This is a genomic window from Tessaracoccus sp. SD287, from assembly GCF_017355265.1.
Taxonomy (GTDB): Bacteria; Actinomycetota; Actinomycetes; order Propionibacteriales; family Propionibacteriaceae; genus Aestuariimicrobium.
Map to the genome: position 1 here is coordinate 65,490 of NZ_JADIJQ010000010.1, position 18,737 is coordinate 84,226.

Annotated in this window: 9 protein-coding genes; 6 read left to right on the forward strand and 3 right to left on the reverse strand. The window is 71.2% G+C overall.

Annotated features, from left to right (window positions below):
* The first annotated feature begins 109 nt into the window (after window positions 1–109).
* The 3 genes from IPV09_RS05995 to recD are packed head-to-tail and all read left to right on the forward strand — an operon-like array spanning window position 110 to window position 8,513.
* Window positions 110–3,340, forward strand: coding sequence for an exodeoxyribonuclease V subunit gamma (locus tag IPV09_RS05995; RefSeq protein ID WP_207474327.1), 3,231 nt, complete (start codon window positions 110–112; stop codon window positions 3,338–3,340).
* Window positions 3,340–6,663, forward strand: a complete 3,324-nt coding sequence (locus IPV09_RS06000) for a UvrD-helicase domain-containing protein (RefSeq protein ID WP_207474328.1) — start codon at window positions 3,340–3,342, stop codon at window positions 6,661–6,663. Before IPV09_RS05995 ends, IPV09_RS06000 begins: the two co-directional genes overlap by 1 nt.
* The gene (gene recD / locus IPV09_RS06005; RefSeq protein ID WP_207474329.1) at window positions 6,660–8,513 is read left to right on the forward strand and encodes an exodeoxyribonuclease V subunit alpha; all 1,854 of its coding nucleotides are present in this window, start codon (window positions 6,660–6,662) and stop codon (window positions 8,511–8,513) included. Before IPV09_RS06000 ends, recD begins: the two co-directional genes overlap by 4 nt.
* An 11-nt stretch (window positions 8,514–8,524) precedes the next feature.
* Here the strand turns inward: recD and nudC are convergent, their stop codons facing one another.
* The 3 genes from nudC to IPV09_RS06020 all read right to left on the reverse strand — a co-directional run bounded on the left by nudC (window position 8,525) and on the right by IPV09_RS06020 (window position 15,988).
* Window positions 8,525–9,418 (reverse strand): NAD(+) diphosphatase, encoded by an 894-nt coding sequence (gene nudC / locus IPV09_RS06010; protein ID WP_207474330.1) that lies wholly within the window; start codon window positions 9,416–9,418, stop codon window positions 8,525–8,527.
* Between the two features lie 73 nt (window positions 9,419–9,491).
* A complete protein-coding gene (locus tag IPV09_RS06015; protein WP_207474331.1) occupies window positions 9,492–12,752 on the reverse strand; it encodes an ATP-dependent DNA helicase in 3,261 nt (1,086 codons plus the stop codon).
* Complete coding sequence (locus tag IPV09_RS06020) at window positions 12,749–15,988, reverse strand: ATP-dependent DNA helicase (protein ID WP_207474332.1); 3,240 nt, start codon at window positions 15,986–15,988, stop codon at window positions 12,749–12,751. The genes IPV09_RS06015 and IPV09_RS06020 overlap by 4 nt, the downstream gene beginning before the upstream one ends.
* Before the next feature lie 99 nt (window positions 15,989–16,087).
* On the opposite strand from IPV09_RS06020, the gene ligD reads away from it, so the two are divergent.
* From ligD to IPV09_RS06035, 3 genes are all read left to right on the forward strand, one after another.
* Entirely contained in the window at window positions 16,088–17,059 is a 972-nt protein-coding gene (gene ligD, locus IPV09_RS06025; RefSeq protein WP_207474333.1) for a non-homologous end-joining DNA ligase, read from the forward strand.
* A 58-nt stretch (window positions 17,060–17,117) separates the two neighbouring features.
* The gene (locus tag IPV09_RS06030; RefSeq protein WP_207474334.1) at window positions 17,118–18,086 is read left to right on the forward strand and encodes a PP2C family serine/threonine-protein phosphatase; all 969 of its coding nucleotides are present in this window, start codon (window positions 17,118–17,120) and stop codon (window positions 18,084–18,086) included.
* Between the two features lie 243 nt (window positions 18,087–18,329).
* Window positions 18,330–18,554 carry a DUF3107 domain-containing protein gene (locus IPV09_RS06035; RefSeq protein WP_207474335.1) on the forward strand — a complete coding sequence of 75 codons (225 nt, stop codon included), beginning with the start codon at window positions 18,330–18,332 and terminating at the stop codon, window positions 18,552–18,554.
* The last annotated feature ends 183 nt before the right edge of the window (window positions 18,555–18,737 follow it).

Here is an 18,737-nt window from a genome sequence, read left to right on the forward strand (position 1 = left end):
CGACCCGGGCGTGGTCCGGACGACCTGGCGCAGGTTTTGTCGGCGCGGGGCCCTAGGGTGATTCATTGTGGGGTGCTGCCCCGGAACAGGTGATTGCCGAGAGGGACTGGTGGACGAGGTGCGTGGTCTGAGCGTGGTGACCGGGTCGCGATTGGACGACCTGGTGGCCGCCATGGCGTCCGCGCTGGACGACGGCACCGGTGACCCCTTCGCTTTGCAGTTGGCGGTCGTCCCCGGCCCTGCGCACCAGCGCCACGTCTCCCAGGCCGTGGCCAGCAACAATGGCTACGGTGTCTGCGCGGGGGTGGAGTTCCTGACCGTCCCCGGCCTGCGCAGGCGTCTCCACGTCAGTCTCGCCGCCGGTGAGCTGCCCCATCCCGACGACGACCCGTGGGCCACCTCACAGCTGGCCCGGTTGGCGCTGCAGGTCTTCGACGAGGTCGCCGGCGAGGCCTGGGCCCAGCCGTTGACCGACCATCTGGCCAGTGACGGCACCCGCCCCGGACGGCGCCTGGCCACCGGTCACCGGGTCGCGCGCCTGGCCCGCAGCTACTGCCGTGACGCCCCCGCCATGATCGACGCCTGGGACCAGGGCCGGTCCACCGACGCCGACGGCCACGAGCTGGACGAGGGCTACCGGTGGCAGGCCAAGCTGTGGCAGCGCCTGGTCGGCAAGGCAGGTGCTGCCCATCCGCTGGCCCAGCACCGCGACCTGCTGGCCCGCCTCGTGGCCGCACCGCCGGCCTGGCTGCCCGCCCGGGTGCACCTGCTGGCCGTCGACGCCCTGCACCCGCAGGACGTCGAGCTGGTGGCACACCTGGCCAGGGTCTGCCAGGTCCGGGTCTGGCAGCTCGACCATTCCAGCCCCGTCGACGGCGCGGTGCTGCAGCGTCTGGCGCAGGTGCACGCGACCGCCCGCGTCGGCTGGCTGGCCTGCGCCGACGAGGTCAGCAGCATCGAGGTGCCGGCCCCGCCGCCCGGCCCAGCTTCCATGCTGGCAGCGCTGCAGTCAGCGGTGCGGGGCCAGCCGGTGGCCCCGACGGCGGTGACCGACGGTGACGACACCATCCGGGTGCTGCCCTCCCACGGCCCGAACCGCCAGGTCGAGGTGCTCCGCGACCACCTGTGCGGACTGTTCGAGGACGACCCCACCCTGGAGCCGCGGGACGTCGCCGTCCTCTGCCCGAACCTGGACGAGTTCGCCTCGGTCCTCGATGCGGCGATGGTGGTCACGCCCACGGCGCCGGATGCCCATCCCGGGCACTGGTTGCGCACCTCGGTGAGCCACGACCGCGCCCGTCAGCCCAACGAGGTCCTGTCCCTGCTCGACCGGGTACTGGCCCTGAGGTCGGGGCGGGCCACGTGGCAGGACCTGTTCGACCTGTGCCTGTCGACGCCGGTGGCGACCCGGTGGGGCTTCGATGGTGATGGCGGGCAGGCACTGAAGCAGCTGTTGGCCAAGGCTGACATCCGCTGGGGCCTGGATCGTGCCCATCGCCGGGAGTTCGGGATCAACTACGACCGGGGCACCTGGATCGCCGGGGTGGAGGCGCTGGCCCTGGGCGCGGCGCTGGCGGACTCACCCCTGGTGCAGTTCAAGTGGACCGCCCCTGCCGGCCACCTCGATTCGCAGGCCTCGGCCGGGGCGGGCCAGCTGGCCGAGTTCATCTCGCGGATTCGCAAGTTCTTCCACGAGTGCCAGCCGGCCACCGCCGCGGTGTGGAACGAGCGCCTCCAGAACCTGATCAGCGACGTCGTCGAGATGCCCCGTGCGCAGCGCTGGCAGGTGGCGGCCGCCCGAGCGGCCCTGTCGCGGTGGGCCGGTCCGCACCCGGACGCGACGATCCTGGGACGTGCCGACGTGCGGCAGGTGATCGCCGAGCTGTCCCGTGAACAGCGCACGCGTCCCAGCTTCGGCACCGGGGCCATGGTCGTGACCGGTCTGCGTGACCTGACTGGCATCCCCCACCGGGTGGTGGTGCTGCTGGGCCTGGACGACACCTCGTTCCCCCGCAAGGACAGGGCCGTGGGCGACGACATCCTGGCTGGCAGGTCCCGCCCGGGAATCCCGCATGCCCGCGAGGTCGACCAGCAGCACCTGCTGAACGCGATCATGTCGGCCACCGAGCGACTGGTGATCACCTACCAGGCCCAGGACCCGTCAAGCCTCGACACCCGCGACCAGCCGGTGGCGATCAGCGAACTGGTGCAGGCCACCGCGGCGGCGGGGGCGCCCCTGGCCCCGCCGGTGCAACCGGACGGCCGCGGCGTCCTGCCGGCGCAGGCCTTCTCCCGCGGCAACTTCCTGTCCAACGACCAGGGGCCCACCGACGCCGACCGGCGTCCGTTCAGCTTCGACCGGCGCGCCCACCGGGCGGTGGCGCGGTTGGACCATGTCGGCATGCAGCACACCGACCGTTACCCCGAGGGGCTGCTGCTGCACGACTTCCCGCCCGCCCCGCACCCGCAGGTCATTCGGCTGCAGGACCTGATCGCGTTCTTCAAGCATCCGGTCAGGAGCTTCCTCAGCCAGCGTGCCGGGCTCGGACTGGGCAGCTGGCAGGACGAGATGAGCACCGCCATCACCCTGGAATCAGACGGGCTCGGCTTCTGGAAGGTGAAGGACACCATGGTCGACCGGTTGCGCCAGGGCGAGGACATCGAGGCCCTCATCGCGCACCAGAAGACCAGCCCGCTCATCCCACCCACCGAGGCGGGGGTGATGGCGGTGGAGCGCGCGGCCCGCCAGGCAGGCCAACTCGCCACCCGACTCGCGCAGGATCCGACACCCCTTCGCCACCATGCCGTTGCCCTCGACGTCGGGCACCCACACGGCACGATCCGACTGGTCGGTTCGGTGCTGGCCCGCGGGGACTCCCACCTGACGGTGCAGACGGCGCGGGTGAAGGGCCACCACGTGATCGAGGCTTGGCTGAATGCGCTGGCCCTGTCGCTGGCGACCGGGCGGGCCCCACGCGCCGTCTTCGAGGAGGCGACCAGGACCCAGGTGCTCACCCTGGACCAGCGATCGGGCATGGGCTCGGTGGCGGCCGTGATGGCGGAGTACGTCGCCCTCTACGTGCATGGCCACACCCATCCGCTGGCGGCGCCTCCCCAGACCCTGTGGGCCATTCGTGAGCGTCCCGACGACCTCTTCGCGGGCAGGACGGCCTGGCAGGGCGAGTTCGACGACTCGTGGGGGCAGTTCACCTCCGCCAGGTGGAGCGCCGTCGGGGACCGCACCACCTGCTCGGCCGGCCATGACGGCGGCTGCTCGCGAGTCTCCATCGAGTCCATGGGGTCGCGACTGTTCGGCTCGGTTCACCTGGGGGTCCTGTGATGAGCATTACTCCGATCAATGCCGCCGCCGCGGCGCACCTGCAGGTGGCCCAGCAGCAGCCCCTCGACATTGCGGGGCTGGAGCTCACGGTGCGCACCCTGGTCGTCGAGGCCAGCGCCGGCACCGGCAAGACCACCGCCATCTCCGACCTGACGGTGCGTGCCCTTGGGGAGGGGTTCTGCCGCATTGACCAGGTGATGCTGGTCACCTTCACCATCAAGGCGGCCGCCGAGCTGCGGACCCGGGTGCACCACCGACTCGCCACCACCATCAACACCATCCGGGCCGGCGGCACGCTGGGGCCGGCGCTCGCCGCGTCCCACGCCCGCGACCCCGAAGGGTTCCTGGCCAACTTGCAGCAGGCGGCCGCACAGTTCGACCAGGCCACCATCACGACCACCCACAGCTTCTGCCAGACCATGCTGTTGAGTCTGGGCATCCACGTCGACCACGACCCGGGCGACACCCAGTCCGACACCCTGGACGCCCTGATGGCAGAGATCGCCGACGACCTGTTCCTGCAGGACCAGATGGGTGCCCGGACCATGCCCAGCCGTGAGGCCACGCAGCGGTTGGTCGATGCCGCGCTGCACCGGGAGCGGGTGGTGCTGCACGAACGCTCCGGCTCGGCGCGGGCCGCGCTCGCCGAGCGCGCCCGCGTCGAGTTCGAGAGGCGCAAGCGCACCCAGCAGATCTACGGGTTCGACGACATGACCCATCGTCTGGCGCAGGCGCTGGCCACCGACCTCTCCCAGGCGCCACGAACGGCACGGTCCATCCTGGCGTCCCGCTACCGGCTGGTGATGGTCGACGAGTTCCAGGACACCGACCAGCAGCAGTGGCAACTGGTGCACGACGCCTTCCACGACTCGACGCTGCTGGTCCTGATCGGTGACCCGAAGCAGTCGATCTACCGCTTCCGCGGGGCCGACGTGCAGGCCTACGTGGCCGCCGCCGCCGACCACCAGAGATTCAGTTTGCAGAAGAACTACCGCAGCAGCCGGGCGCTGCTGTCCGGGGTCGAGGCGGTGCTCAACAACGCCCAACTCGGCCGCGACATCACCACACCCACCGGCACCGCGGATCCGGCGGCGGGCCTGCAGCAGGCGCCCGGACAGTGGACCCACCCCGTCCAGCTGCGCCTGCTCGGCACCAACGCGGCGCTCGGCACGCACATGTTCGACGCCGCCGTCGCCGACCTGGTCGCCCAGACCAGGGAACTGTTCGACGACCCGCCGCATGTGCAGCTGCCCCGCTCCGAGGTGGCCACCCGGCTCCGTCGGCGTGACGTCGCGGTGCTGGTCCGCTCCCGCTGGAGGTCGGACAAGGTCGCCAAGGCCCTCACCGCCGCCGGCATCCCTGCGGTGCAGGCCGGCGCCGACGGTGTCTTCAAGGGTGAGGCGGGCCGTGCCTGGGCAATGGTGCTGGACCTGTTGCTGAACGTCACCGACGGGGCACTGCGCCGGGCAGCGCTGACGCCTCTGGTCGGCTGGGACATCCCCGGCCTGGTCGAGGCCGACGAGACCCGGATCGATGATCTGGCCCGGACCGTGCGAGAGCTGTCCCAGGTGTGGCTCGACGATGGTTTCGCCGCGATGAGCGATGCGCTGTTCTCGGCGTTCTCGGTCCATGAACGGCTGTTGCAGCAGCCGCGAGGCGTCCAACTGTTGTCCGACCTGCTGCAGGTCGCCGAGATGGCCCATGACCACGCGCTGTCGCACCGGGCCAGCCCCGAGGCAGTGCGACGCTGGCTGGTCGAACAGACCCAGCAGGACGCCCCCGACGTGGCGAGCCGGGTCGGCGCCGACATCGACGCAATCCAGGTGATGACCATGCACAGCGCCAAGGGGCTGGGCTTTCCGGTGGTGATGTTGCCCGACCTGTTCGACCCGGTCGGTGTCAAGGTCAAGCCGGACGAGCCACGCCTGACCCATGACGGGGAGGGACGGCCCCTGCTGGACGTCTCCGAAGCAGCCAGCACGGGGGTCGACGAGGAGTCCTTCCAGGAGGAGCTGCGGCTGGCCTACGTCGCCATGACGCGGGCGCAGGTGGCACTCCGGCTGTGGTGGGGGGCCTCCAAGGACGTCCACGCCTCGGCGTTGCATCGACTGTTGGTCAACGACACCCCGTTCGCCCCGCCGGCGTCGGTGGGTCCGTTGCCAGTCAAGGGGCAGGTCGACGCCATGGTGCACCACCTGGGCTCGCCACGCTTCGCGCCCATCCACGTGCATCGTGTCCCCAAGGACGGCCCCGGCCGGCAGCCGCCCGCCCCGGCCCCGGCCGAGGACCCGCTGGGAGCGCCCCGACGGTGGACCCGCAGCATCGACCGCAGCTGGCGACGCACCTCCTATTCGGGCCTGACCGCGGCACTCCACGAGCTCGGGCCCCATCAGGTCGGACCCCTCGGTTCCGGCGGCGAGCACGGCTCCAGCGTCGGGGGGCTGGACGAGCCGGACCTGGTCGAGCCCACCGAGGTCGCGCACCACCGGCCCGCGGCGGCGATGCCGTCGCCGATGTCGGGAATCCCCGGTGGCGCGGATTTCGGCACCCTGGTGCATGCCATCCTCGAGCACGTCGACCCGCAGGCCGCGGACCTGCCCCACGAGGTCACCGTGGCCAGCGCACCGTACCTGTCCGCGTTCGGGCCGGAGGTGGAGCCCGAGGCGCTGGTCGATGCCCTGGTCAAGGTCTTCCATTCACCGCTCGGCTCGCTGACCGGGGGCACCCTGGCCGACCTGCCGGCCACGGACAGGCTCGCCGAACTGGACTTCGAGCTCACCATGGGCAGCCCGGACCTGGTCGCCACCGTGGGTGACCTGGCCGCACTGTTCAGCGATCGCCGCCTGCTGCCGGCCAGCGACCCGCTGGCCCACTACGGGCGGGTGCTGGCCGCCACCCCTACCGCTGAACAAACACTCAACGGCTTCCTCAACGGGTCCATCGACGCGGTGCTCCGGGTCGGCAGCGGCCCCACCCAGCGATTCGTGGTGGTCGACTACAAGACCAACACCATGCCGCTGCTGCCTGACGAGGAGCTCACCGTGCAGCACTACAACGCGAAGGCGATGACCCAGGCCATGGTGGCCGCCCACTACCCGCTGCAGGCGCTGCTGTACTCGGTGGCTCTGCACCGCCTGCTCGGTTGGCGGCTGCCCGGCTACGACCCCGGGCGTCACCTCGGCGGTGTCGGCTACTTGTTCGTGCGCGGCATGGCGGGGCCCGACACCCCGGAACTGGGCGGGATGCCTGCCGGGGTGTTCACCTGGCGACCCCCGGCCGGCTTCGTCCAGGCTGCGGACACGATCCTGGGAGGGCCGCGATGAGCCTGGACGCCCACCACGTCTCGGTGCTGGTCCGCGACCAGGACACTGCCCTGGCCCGGGCCCACCGCCACGGGCTGGTCACCGCCGGTGACGTGCAACTGGCCAGCACCGTCGCGCGCATGTTCGCGTCGGCCGACGAGTTGGTCAAGCTGACCGCCGCACTGTGTTTCGCCAGTGGCCGGTCGGGGTCGACCTGCCTGGATCTCGACACCGCCAGCGAACGTTTCGTCGACGACGTCCTGCAGTCCCGGGACCTGACCGGCAGCGCCTTCCAGCAGGCCCGCCTGGATCTGCTGGCCGAGCTGGACTGGCCCACCCCCAGCCAGTGGCGCGACGAACTCGCCCGCCAGCCGCTGGTCGGTGACCTCAACTCCGAACCCAACACGGTGCCGTTGCGGCTGGTCGACTCGCTGGTCTACCTCGAGCGCCACTGGGCCGCCGAGGACCTGGTCGCCGACCTGCTGCACCAGCGCGAACAGTTGGCGCCGCCGCACGTCGACCAGCAGTTGCTGGCCCGCAGCCTGCAGCGACATCCGCAGGGCACCCGGGAAGATCCCCTGCAGCGTCGGGCCATCGAGTCGGCGGTCGGCTCCTGGACCACCGTCCTGGCCGGTGGGCCCGGCACCGGGAAGACGACCACCGTGGCGCGGGTGCTGGCTGCGGTGCAGGAACAGTCCGCCACCACCGTCCGGGCCGCACTGGCCGCTCCCAGCGGCAAGGCGTCCAGCCGGCTGCACCAGTCGGTCACCAGCCAGGCCGAGGCACTGCGTGCCGCGGGCTCCTTGATGCCCGCCTATGGCAGCGGCCAGACGCTGCACCGCCTGCTCGGGGCCAGGGGGATGACCGGGGAGTTCCGGCACGGGCCGACCAACCCCCTGCCCTACGACCTGGTCGTGGTCGACGAGGTCAGCATGGTTGACCTGCAAATCTTCGCCACCCTGCTCTCGGCGGTGGGCCCGGACACCCGACTGCTGCTGGTGGGTGACCCGCAGCAGCTGAAGTCGGTCAGCGCCGGGTCGGTGCTGGCCGACATCACCGCCTCGGGCATCAGCCTGGGCGGCGGCCGCAGCGAATCCGCGGTGACGGTGCTGCAGACCGGCTACCGCAACAAGGGAGCCATCCACCAGTTGGCGCAGGCCATCCGCGACCGGGACGCCGATGCGGCGCTGGCGACCCTGTCCGGGCCCCAGACCGAGGTGGAATTGATCGAGGTCGAACTGTCCCGCGCCACCTCGTGGCACGACTTCCCCGAACTGGCCGCCAGCATTGAACGCCAGTGGCTGGATCTTGCCACCGCAGCCGAACAGGGTGACGCCGGCCTGGCCCTGCGCTTGCTGGACCAGCACCGGGTGCTGTGCGGCCACCGCGACGGCCTGTTCGGCGTCTCGGCCTGGACCCACCACACCATTGACCTGATTCGCACGCGGAGGCCCGGGTTCGGTCTGGGGGCCCCGTCCTATCCGGGACGCCCGCTGCTGCTGACCACCAATGACTCGGCCCTGAACCTGTCCAACGGTGACACGGGGGTGGTGATCCGGCAGGGCGACCGGCTGCAGGTGGCCATCGGCGACGAGCACGAGCACCGCCTGATGAGTCCGGCCCTGTTGCGGGGCGTCGACGACGTGTTCGCGATGACCGTGCACAAGGCCCAGGGCAGCCAGTTCCAGCACACCACGGTGGTGCTGCCGCCACGCGGATCGCCGCTGTTGACCCGCGACCTGGTCTACACCGCCGTCACCCGCGCCCGGGAGCGGGCCACCATCATCGGCACCGCAGACCAACTTCGGGACGCGATCGGCACCGAGACGCGCCGGGCCTCCGGTCTGGCCTCACGGTGGCGCCAGGAATAGGAACCCGATGCTCAGGTGGTCGCCGGGGCCAGGTCGCGGTGGGAAGGCAGATCGCCGGCCAACCAGGCCTGGATCAGCTTGCTGGCCACCGATCGCCCGGACGGTCCGCTGATCTCCCCCGACGCGACCGCGGCCAGGAAATCGCCCCTGCTGAACCAGCGGGCCCACGCGATCTCGACCCCGTCGGGGACGGGGTCGCCGGCGGCGGTGCCGACCATGCCCAGCATCAGGGAGCGCGGGAAGGGCCAGGGCTGGCTGCTGACGTATCGGGCCGAAGTCAGGTACAGCCCGACCTCCTCACCCACTTCCCGGCTGGCGGCCTGCTCGAGGGACTCCCCCGCCTCCACGAAACCGGCGATGATCGAGACGCGGTGGGGGGCCCAACTGGCTTGGTGGGCCAGGAGCAGCCGGTCGTCGGGGTCGAGGATCGCGATGATGATGGCCGGGTCGTGCCGCGGGAACAGCCAGGCGCGGCAGTCGAGGCAGGTCCGGATGAAACCGCCGCGGTCGGGCACCGATTCCCCATGGCAGCGCTCGCAGCGCGGCTCGGCGTCGTGCCAGGCCAGGACGGCGGCGGCGGTGGTGGTCAGGTCACGCATGAGGGGATCGGTGGCCAGCGGCGCCTCCCGCAGCCCCAGACCCTCGACGTCGGCCCGCCGGGCGAACCAGTCGTGGTGCCCCGGGTCGCCGGCCGGGGCGTGCTCCGGCTCGGACCAGCCCAGGTAGACGTGACGCAGCGGGTCGTACCCTCCGGCGACCGGCTCGATCCGGTAGGCGGTGGAGCGGTCCATCACCAGCACCCGTGACGCGGGGTCGGCGAACCGCTCGACCAGCACCGTCGGGTCGACCCGCGCCTCCCCGGCGCGGTGCAGGGGGCTGTGCAGGGTGTCATCGGGTCGGTTCACCCTGTGAGGCTATCGAAATCGACACCGGTGCCCCGGCCCATCGTCGCGGCGCAGGTACCGGCAGGTGAGGTGATCACGCTCCGCCGGTCCGCAGCTCGTCCAGGGCCTTCATGCCGCCCACGAGTCGCTGCTCAAGCTCCTCACGTGTTGCCAGGTGCGCGGGCCGTTGGACGCGTCCGGACCTGACGTGGACGAAGACCGCGTCGACCGTGACGGGATCCACGCCGCGGGCCAATGCCCAGGCCTGGCGGTAGATGGCCAACTGCAGGTCATCGGCGTCACGTTCGGAGGTCTTCCAGTCCACCAGCAGGTGCTGGTGCACCCCGTCGTCAGCATCAAAGGCGGCGTCGATCTGCCCGCGGATCACCTGGCTGCCCAGCACCAGCGCGAACGGCACCTCCACCGCCACCGGGGTCCGGCTGGCCCAGTCCGATGCCAGGAACGACTCCTGCAGAGCCGCCAGCTGGGCGTCGGACTCGATCACCTCCTCACCGGCCTCGACCAGGGGGTCGACCAGTTGCGCCAGTCCGTAGTGGCGCTGGACCCAGGCGTGGAAACGGGTGCCCAGCGCCGCTGCCCGCGAAGCCGGGTGCGGCATCGGACGCACCAGTTGGCGCGCGAACGCCGACGGGTTCTGGCCGGCCATCACCAGCATGCTGGCAGACAGGGAGTCCGGCTCCGGGAGTTTCGTCTGGGCGCCCATCGCCTCGGCTTCCAGCAGGTCCAGCGTGGCGTCCCAGTCGGCGAGCTCGGCGAGCTCGTCCAGCGGCAGGTGGTCCGGATCGGCCCACACGCCGGTGACGGCATGACGCTGACGTGCCCGCTCGACGAGGTCGGCCGCGTCGCGGCGTCTGGCCTGCTCCTCGGCCTTGGCCGGGACCGGCCAGGCGAACGCCTGGTCGGGGCCGGCCAGCGGGTTGGTGGCGGCCTCGGGTGGGGCGACGGCGTCCACGTGGCCCTGGGCGATGGCCTCGGTCGCGACGGCCTCGAAGTAGGGCGACTGCACCCGCGGTTTCTGGGCGCCCGGCTTCCAGGTGTGGCAGCTGGCGATCAACACCTCACGGGCACGGGTCACGGCGACGTAGCCCAGCCGGTCCTCGGCCATCCGCGCCTCCGACGACAGTTGGTCCCCGTAGGCCTTCATGCCCGGCTCGTCCATCGCCGCGACCTGCGGGATGGAGTCGGCGTCGCCGCGCAGGTGCGCCGGCAGGGCGGCCGCGTTCGAGGTCCAGTTGTCGGTGACCCTGTCACTGGGGAACACCTTGTCGACCAGGCCTGGCAGGAAGACCACGTCCCACTCCAGGCCCTTGGCCCGGTGCACGGTGAGCAGTTTGACCGAGTTGCGCTCCGACGGGGTGGCTCGTTCCAGGCTGACCCCGAAGTCGCGTTCGGCGTCCAGCCAGTCGATCAGCCCCGACAGGGTTGCCTCGGCGTCGACATCCACGTACCCGGCGACGGCATCGGTGAAGGCGGCCAACTGCTCCGGGCCGGGGGATCCGGGCATGCCGGTGGCCAGTTCCACGTCCAGGCCCAGGACGGCGATGACCCGGCGGAGTTGGTCGAGGACCGGCTCGTCGCTGTGGCGACGCAGCCTGGCCAACTCGGCCCCGAACGCCGCGAAGCGGGTGCGCGCCTGGCTCGAGTAAGGCAGGTCCCCCGGGTCGTCGACCGCATCCAGCAGCGACAGCACGTCTGAGGAGTCGGTCTCGGCGAGCGCCTGCGCCAGGTCGCTGAACAGGTCGCGGTCACGGTCCCGCTCAGCGCTCCCCCGCGAACCGGCGGCCAGGTCACGGGCGCGCTGGCCCAGCAGGGCCAGGTCACGTTGACCGATGCGCCACCGGGGACCGCTGAGCAGGTGCACCAGCGCCGGGTTGGCGGTCACGTCATCGATCAGGCGAAGGGTCGCGACCACAGCCGCCACCTCGGGCAGTTCCAGCAGGCCGCCCAGCCCCACGATCTCGGTGGGGACGCCGCGGTCGCTGAGAGCGGCGAACATTTCGGCCATGTCGCTGTTGCGGCGCAGCAGCACCGCGCAGTCCTTCCACGACGCCAACCGGCCCCGGCCGCGCAGGTCGACGATGCGATCGGCCACCCACCCGGACTCCTCGGGCCAGGTGGTGAAACTGGCGGCCCGCACCTCGCCGCCCTGCTTGTCCGGCGGGGCCACCAGCGGCTGCGGCGTACCGGCCCCGGTCTGGTCGTGCTTGCGCAGCATGGGATCGCTGCGCAGCGGGGTGGCCAACTCATTGGCGACATCCAGGATGCGTTGACCGCTGCGCCGGTTGACGCTCAACTGCACCCTCACCGCGGGCTCGAAACAGGGCTCCCGCTGGCGGGGGAAATCGGAATGGAAGTGCAGGATGTTGCTGGCCGCCGCCCCCCGCCAACCGTAAATGGCCTGGAACGGGTCACCCACGGCGGTCACCGGGTGACCGACGGGGTCGCCCGCGAACAACCCCTGCAGCAGGCTGGCCTGGGCGGCGCTGGTGTCCTGGTACTCGTCCAGCAGCACCGCGTGGAACTGTTCGCGCACGATGCCTGCCACGGCCGGCACCTCGGCCACGATCCGCGCCGCCAACGCCATCTGGTCGGCGAACTCGACCAGGCCCAGCTGCCTCTTCAGCGCCGCGTAGGAGTCCACCAGGTCGAGCAGTTCCAGCCGTTCGGCCACGGCCCCCTGCGCCTTCTTCACCGACAGGTAGACGTCCCCGCGCCGGTTCGGTGCGGCCATCGCGAGCCGGGAGGCGACGACGGCGGCATCGGCGCGGACCTCATCGGTGCTCACCAGGTGCGCCGACAGCGCCGCGTCCAGCGCCAGCAGCCGCTCCACCAAGGTCGCCGGCCGCAACCGGGACAGGCTGAGCAGCGGGCCCGGTGCCTCCCGCACGACCCGGTCGGCCAGCCGGAAACGGGCGGCTCCGGTGATCATCATCGGATCGGTCTCGGCCCCGATGCGTTGGCCGTGCTCGGCCAGCAGCCGCCCGGCGAACGCGTCGTAGGTCATGATGACCTCTTCGCCCTGCTCATCGGTGCCCTCGCGCAGCACCCCGGCGGTGGTCAGGGCGGTACGGACCCGCTGGGCCAGTTCCCCGGCGGCCTTGCGGGTGAAGGTCAGGCCCAGCACCTGGTCGGGGCTCACCTGCCCGGTACCCACCAACCACACGACGCGGGCGGCCATCACCGTCGTCTTGCCCGAGCCGGCGCCGGCGATGATGACCGTCGGCTCCAGCGGTGCGGTGATCGCAGCCAACTGTTCGTCACTGAAGGGAATGCCGAGCGCTTCGGAGACCTGCTCGGGACGCGACATGAGTCGGGTCGGCAGCTGGGTGATCATCGGGCCACCGTCGGATTGGTGGCCAGCGTCGGGCACGAGACCCGGAACGGGCAGAACTGGCACCGGGTGCAGGGCTGCGCGTCGAAGCGCTCCGCGCGAATGGTGTCGGCGGCCTGCGCGACGGCCTCGTGGATGAAGCTGGGGGCCTCCGACTCGGTCTGTCCCCCCGGCCATGGTTCCTCGGAGATCGGCGCCTGGTGCATCACCTCCGGGAAGTCCTTGCCCAGGCGCAGGTAGACCAGTTCTGCCCCGCCGACCTCGGTGACGCCGGGGGCCAGCTGGTCGAAGGCGCCGGCGGTGGCGGCCAATTGGTAGAGGCCCAACTGGACGTCGCTGGCGGCGGCAGCCTTGGTCGGCTTGCTCCTGCTGGTCTTGAAGTCGACCACCCGCAACCTGCCCTGCCCATCCAGTTCGAGGCGGTCGACCGTGCCCTTGAGGTGGATGCGCTCCTCCCCCAGTTGGACGTGGGTCGAGAACGGCACCTCCGTGCCCAGCAGGGTGCTGCCCCGCTGCTCGGCCCACTTCACGTAGCGGGTGAGCGCCTCCTCGGCCACGGCACGTTCGGAGGCCGACAACCAGGCAGCCTCGAACGGGATCTGGTCCCAGACCTCACCGAGGTGTTCCTGCAGCTGTTCGGGGTCCAGGTCGTCGCTGTGGGCGTGCCCCACCAGGGCGTGGATGACCGAACCCATGCTGGCGGCGGCACCCCGGCCGGCCTCGGCCTGGGCCCGACGGGACAGGAACCACAGGCGCGGGCAGTCCTGCAGGGTGGCCAGGTCAGAGGCGGACAGCTTCACGGGGTCCTCGGGCGCGACGACGGGGGCCGCGGCCTCGGTGTAGTCGTGGATCCCCCACCAGCTGGTCGGGTCTGCTCCCCTCACAACGGGGCGACCCCGCCGGTCACGCAACGCGGCCAGCCGCGCCAGTCGCGTGGCCGCAGCTTCCCGCATGCCGGGTGAGCACTCCGGGTCGAGCACGGCGCGACGCAGCCGCGCGACCATGGCCGGCATGGTCAGCGCCCGCTGGGGTCGTCCGTGGACGATGTCGACGGGCACACCCAGTTCGGACAGGAACCGGGACGCCTGGTCACCCTCCCCCTCGTGGCCCTGCGCTGCACTGACCCAGAGCCGATGCGTGGCGCGGCTGCAGGCGAGCAGGAAGGAGCGCCGTTCGGCGTCGATCAGCCTGCTGTAGGGCTCCAGCTCGGCCACCCCCTGAGGGGTCAGCCGGGAGACGTCCAGGATGGTGCCCTTGCGCCGGGTGGCCGGCCAGATGCCCTCCTGCACCTGCGCCACCACGACCACGGGCCAGCGGCGCCCCTTGGACCGGTGCGCGGTCAACAGTTCGACACCCCGACGGGCAAGGTCCGACTCGCGGGCGGTGTCGGCGGGAATCTGATGGGTGACCAGTTCCTCGAGCAGTTGGCGCACCGATCGGGTGCCGACGAGTTGGGTGTCGCGGGCAGCCAGGTCGAACAGGGCCCGCACCGTATCGAGGTCACGATTGGCCGCCGGACTGGCATCGCCGCCCGACAACGCGTCCCGCTCGGCGCGGGCTGCCCACTGGGTGCCGTTCCACAGCGCCCACAGCACCGCGGATGCGTCCCCGGCGTCGTCGAGCACCTGCTGGGCGCGGGCCAGCCGCTGCGACAGTTCGAGGGCCTTGCGGGCCGGTTCCCCCGGCAGGTCGGCCAGCAGCATGCCATCGTCGAGTGCGCGGGCGAACCACTGCCCCGAGGACAGCGGCTGGTCGGGGTGCGCAGCGCGCAACTGGCGTCCCAGCCGCCGCACCTCCAGGCTGTCGAGTCCGCCCAACGGCGACCTCAGCAGCGCGACGGCGTCCTCCGGCGAGGAGGCCGTCACCACGGCCCCGGGGTCGAGCACCTCAGCTTCGGGCACACCGGCTTCGCGCAGCTCCGCTCCGGGCCCCTGGGCGGGCACCCGGTCGGCGATGACGGCGCGCAGCGCCACCAGCAGCGGGCGCACCGCTGGTGCCTCGCCCAGCGCGATGTCGGTGCCGGCCAGCTGCACCGGCACGCCGGCCGCGGTCAGTGCTCGAGCGATCGGCAGCAGACCGCCGCGATGCGAACGGGTGATCACCGCGATCTCGTGCCACGCCCAGCCCTGCTCGAGGTGGGCCGCGCGAACCTGGTCGACGATGTGGTCGATCTCGGCGCCGGGCGAATCCAGGATCCGTACCTGGACCTGACCGGGCAGGGCATCGCCGGCCGCCACGGGGATGGCCTGGCCGTCGTTGCGGGGAAGCCTCGCCGCCAGCGCCGCCAGCGCGCCGGTGAGGTGGCGTCCGCGGTCAAGGTCCACCTGCAGGTCGACCCGGGACGCCGGCGCGCGCGAACCGAAGATGTCCCCGAACCGGTTCAGGGCAAGCCCGCCGGCGCCGCGGAAGGTGTAGACCGAGGTGCTCGGGTCGGCGAAGGCGACCAGCCGCGACCCACCGGCCACCAGGTCGGCCAGCAACTGCACCTGGCTGGGGTCGAGTTCGGTGAGGTCGTCGACCAGGACGAGCGGGGTGGCGCGTACCACCGCCGCCAGGATGTCGGGGTCGAGCAGTCGAAGCCTGGCCCGGTGGACCAGCTCTGCGTAGTCCATCTCGAAGGTGGCATCGACCACGTCCAGGTACTCGCCCATGAACGCGCCCAGCACGTCCCATTCGGGGCGGCCCGCGACGCGTCCCAGTTCCGAGACGTCCTCGGGGTCGAGTCCCAGTTGGCGCACCCTTGCCACCGCCGCCCGCACCTCCGAGGCGAACGCGCGGGTGCTGGCCGCCCGGCGCAGGTCCTCGGGCCAGTGGGAGGTGTCGTGGCGGGACAGCAACTCGCGCAACCGGAATTCCTGCTCGGGAGCGGTCAGCAGGTTCCACTGCGGCTCCTCAGGCAGCGGGAAGTCGCTGACGATGCCGTGGGACAGGGCGTGGGCGGTCATCACCCGCGGCGCCACCTGGGCTCCACCAATGCGGCGCATCAGGTCGTTGCGCAGCCTCTGCGCCAGCGGACGGGTCGTGGTCAGCAGCAGCACCTCGGGACCGGTCAAGCCGCCTGACAGGGCGGTCGCGGCGCACTCCACCAGGGTGTGGGTCTTGCCGGTTCCCGGACCCCCGACCACCAGCACCGGGCCGGCAGTCTCGTCCACCGCCGCAGCCACCACCTGCCGGTGGGCAGGGGTCAGCCCCGCCGCACCGGTGGTCGGCTGCTGGCTGCTGGGATCGGAGATGTGCACGGTCACCATGCAATCACGACCCTGCGACAGAAGTTGTCACCCCCATCGCGGACGAAACTGTGGCAGCGTTGAGGTCGCACACATGTCGAAGGGCCACCTGTGACCACACCACCGGTTCGTACCCAGGTCGGGGACCGGGTGCTGCAACTGACGAATCTGGACAGGGTGCTGTTTCCCGACCAGACCACCAAGGCCGAGCTGATCGAGTACTACCTGGGCGTCGCCGACGTCATGCTGCCGCACCTGGCCGATCGTTGCATCACCCGGCTGCGCTACCCCAATGGCAGCGACTCGGAATCCTTCTACGAGAAGAACGCCCCCCAGGGTGCCCCCGCCTGGGTGCGGACGGCCAAGGTGCGGGCGCAGGACTCGATCATTGACTACGTCGTGGCCGACCACCCCGCGACCCTGGTCTGGCTGGCGAACCTGTCGTCCATCGAACTGCACACGCCGCAGTGGCGCACCACCGACGCTCCCTTCCCGGACGCTGGAACTGAGCAGGCCCCCGTCGCCCTGGAGGGGGACGACGCGGTGCTGGCGACGACACTGGTGGTCGACCTCGACCCCGGGCCGGGCATCACCATGCACGACTCCTGCCAGGCGGCGTTGATGGCCGCCACCGCGTTGGCCTCCGAAGGACTGCTGCCCCACGTGAAGACCACCGGGTCCAAGGGTCTGCAGTTGATGGCCGCCATCGAGCCGGCGCCGTGGCGAGACGTCGTGGAACAGGTGCGCCGGCTGGGGGCACGGCTTGCCGCGGAGCATCCCGACCGGTTCACCACCACGATGGCCAAGCAGGCCCGGGGCCACAAGATCTACTGGGACCACCTGCAGAACCGTGGGGACCGCAACACGGTCAGCGTCTACTCGGTGCGCGGACGCGAGCAGCCGCGGGTCTCGACGCCGGTGACCTGGGACGAGGTCGCGGCGGTCGGCCCAGGCGACGACCTGTCCTTCACCATCGGCGAGATTCCCGCTCGGCTCGAGCAACACGGGGACTTGTGGGCGTCCATGCTGGAGGCCGGCGAGGCGGCGCCCCTGCCCATGTGGCCCGACGAGCCCTCGGCGTGATGAACTACGTTGTCGACGATGGGCGCTGCACCGGCGGCGTCGCACGAGGGGGATACTGATGGGCCAGGGCCAGGATGACGCGCAGGGCGACACCCGCGACCTGAGCGCGCTCAATCCGATGCGACGTGACTACACCACCAGCGCGGCGCCGTGGCTGGCAGGTTCCACCGACGTGGGTCGGCGTCACCACCTCAACCAGGACGCCATTTCGCTGTGGGCGGCCCCGGGCGGACGACGTGGCGTACTGGTGGTCAGCGACGGGGTCTCGTCCTCCCCGAATGCCGACCGTGCCTCGCTGACGGCGTCCACCGTCGTGACCGAGTTGCTGGCATCGCGGCTGGACAAGGGACTCTTCGACTTCGGCCAGGCCGGTGAGATCTTCAGCCAGGTCTTCGAGTCGGCCAATCGTGCCGTGCTGGCAGACGGGGCTGACGGCAGCCTCGCCGGCTCCTGCACCCTGGTCGCCGCCGTCGTCGAACAGGACACCGTCGCCGTGGCCAACATCGGCGACACCCGCGCCTACTGGCTGCCCGACCGTGGCGCTGCGGTGCAGGTGAGCACCGACGACTCGGTGGCCCAGACGCAGATGGAACTGGGCATGACCCGCGAGGAGGCCGAGAACTCCGCCCATGCCCACGCCATCACCAAGTGGCTCGGCCCCGAGGCCACCGACCTGAAGCCCCGGACGGTGGCCCACCGCGTCGAGGGACCGGGCTGGTTGATGGTGTGCAGCGACGGGCTGTGGAACTACGCCTCAGAGGCAGCCTCCATGGCCACCCTGCTGCGCCAGTTCTGGCATGCCATGCCGCCCGGCGACGGCCCCGACGTCCTGGCCCGGGCGCTGGTCGGCTGGGCCAACAGCCAGGGCGGGCGGGACAACATCTCGGTGTGCCTGGCCCGCGTGGAACCGGTCGGTGACGCGGCTGTGGCGGCGGTCGACGTCGCGGCGGCGCAGGTGCACCCCGACGATGACGAGGCAACGCAGCGGGTAGCACGCCCGCTGCCCGATGAGACGACGCAGCGGTAGCTCACCAGTCGGGCGACGACGGGCCGCAGCGGGTAGCTCACCCGATGGCCGACGACGGGTCGCAGCGGGAGCTCGTCCGATGGGCGACGACGCAACGAGCCCCGGCGTGAGCTCCACCACCGGGAACGTGAACACGCCGCCTTTGACCACGCGGCAAGCTGTCGACCGCGCCGTTGTCCGCTGGACGCGAATCATGGGGCGGACTGGCGCTGGACGCTGCTGCCACCCGGTACGTTGGGGCACGTGGACATCAAGATCGGAATTCTGAACGTGACCCGCGAGGTCAGCATCGAGTCGACCCTGACCGGCGAGGAGGTCAGCAAGAAGCTGTCCGACGCGCTGGCCAGCAACGGCCTGCTCGACCTCAGCGACGAGAAGGGACGCCGGGTGATCGTGCCCGCGCAGTCCATCGGCTACATCGACCTCGGCCCCGAGAACGCCCGCAAGGTCGGCTTCGGCTCCGTCTGACCTCTTTGGATTACCCGGGTTCCAGTGATCTACCCGGGCTGCAGTGATTTACCCGGCGTCCTCCCCGGGTAAATCAGGCTATCCCGGGTAGATCGAGCCAGCCCGGGTAAACGGGACCCGGCGGGCGGTCCCCTAGGCTGATTCCTACCCCGTCGACGAGGCGGACACCACTTCGCCCGAATG

Bases quoted from the DNA above. Each gene is read 5' to 3' on its own strand.
- IPV09_RS06000 (WP_207474328.1), top strand. From the start codon at position 3,340: ATGAGCATTACTCCGATCAATGCCGCCGCCGCGGCGCACCTGCAGGTG.
- recD (WP_207474329.1), top strand. From the start codon at position 6,660: ATGAGCCTGGACGCCCACCACGTCTCGGTGCTGGTCCGCGACCAGGAC.
- IPV09_RS06015 (WP_207474331.1), bottom strand. From the start codon at position 12,752: ATGATCACCCAGCTGCCGACCCGACTCATGTCGCGTCCCGAGCAGGTC.
- IPV09_RS06030 (WP_207474334.1), top strand. From the start codon at position 17,118: ATGGGCCAGGGCCAGGATGACGCGCAGGGCGACACCCGCGACCTGAGC.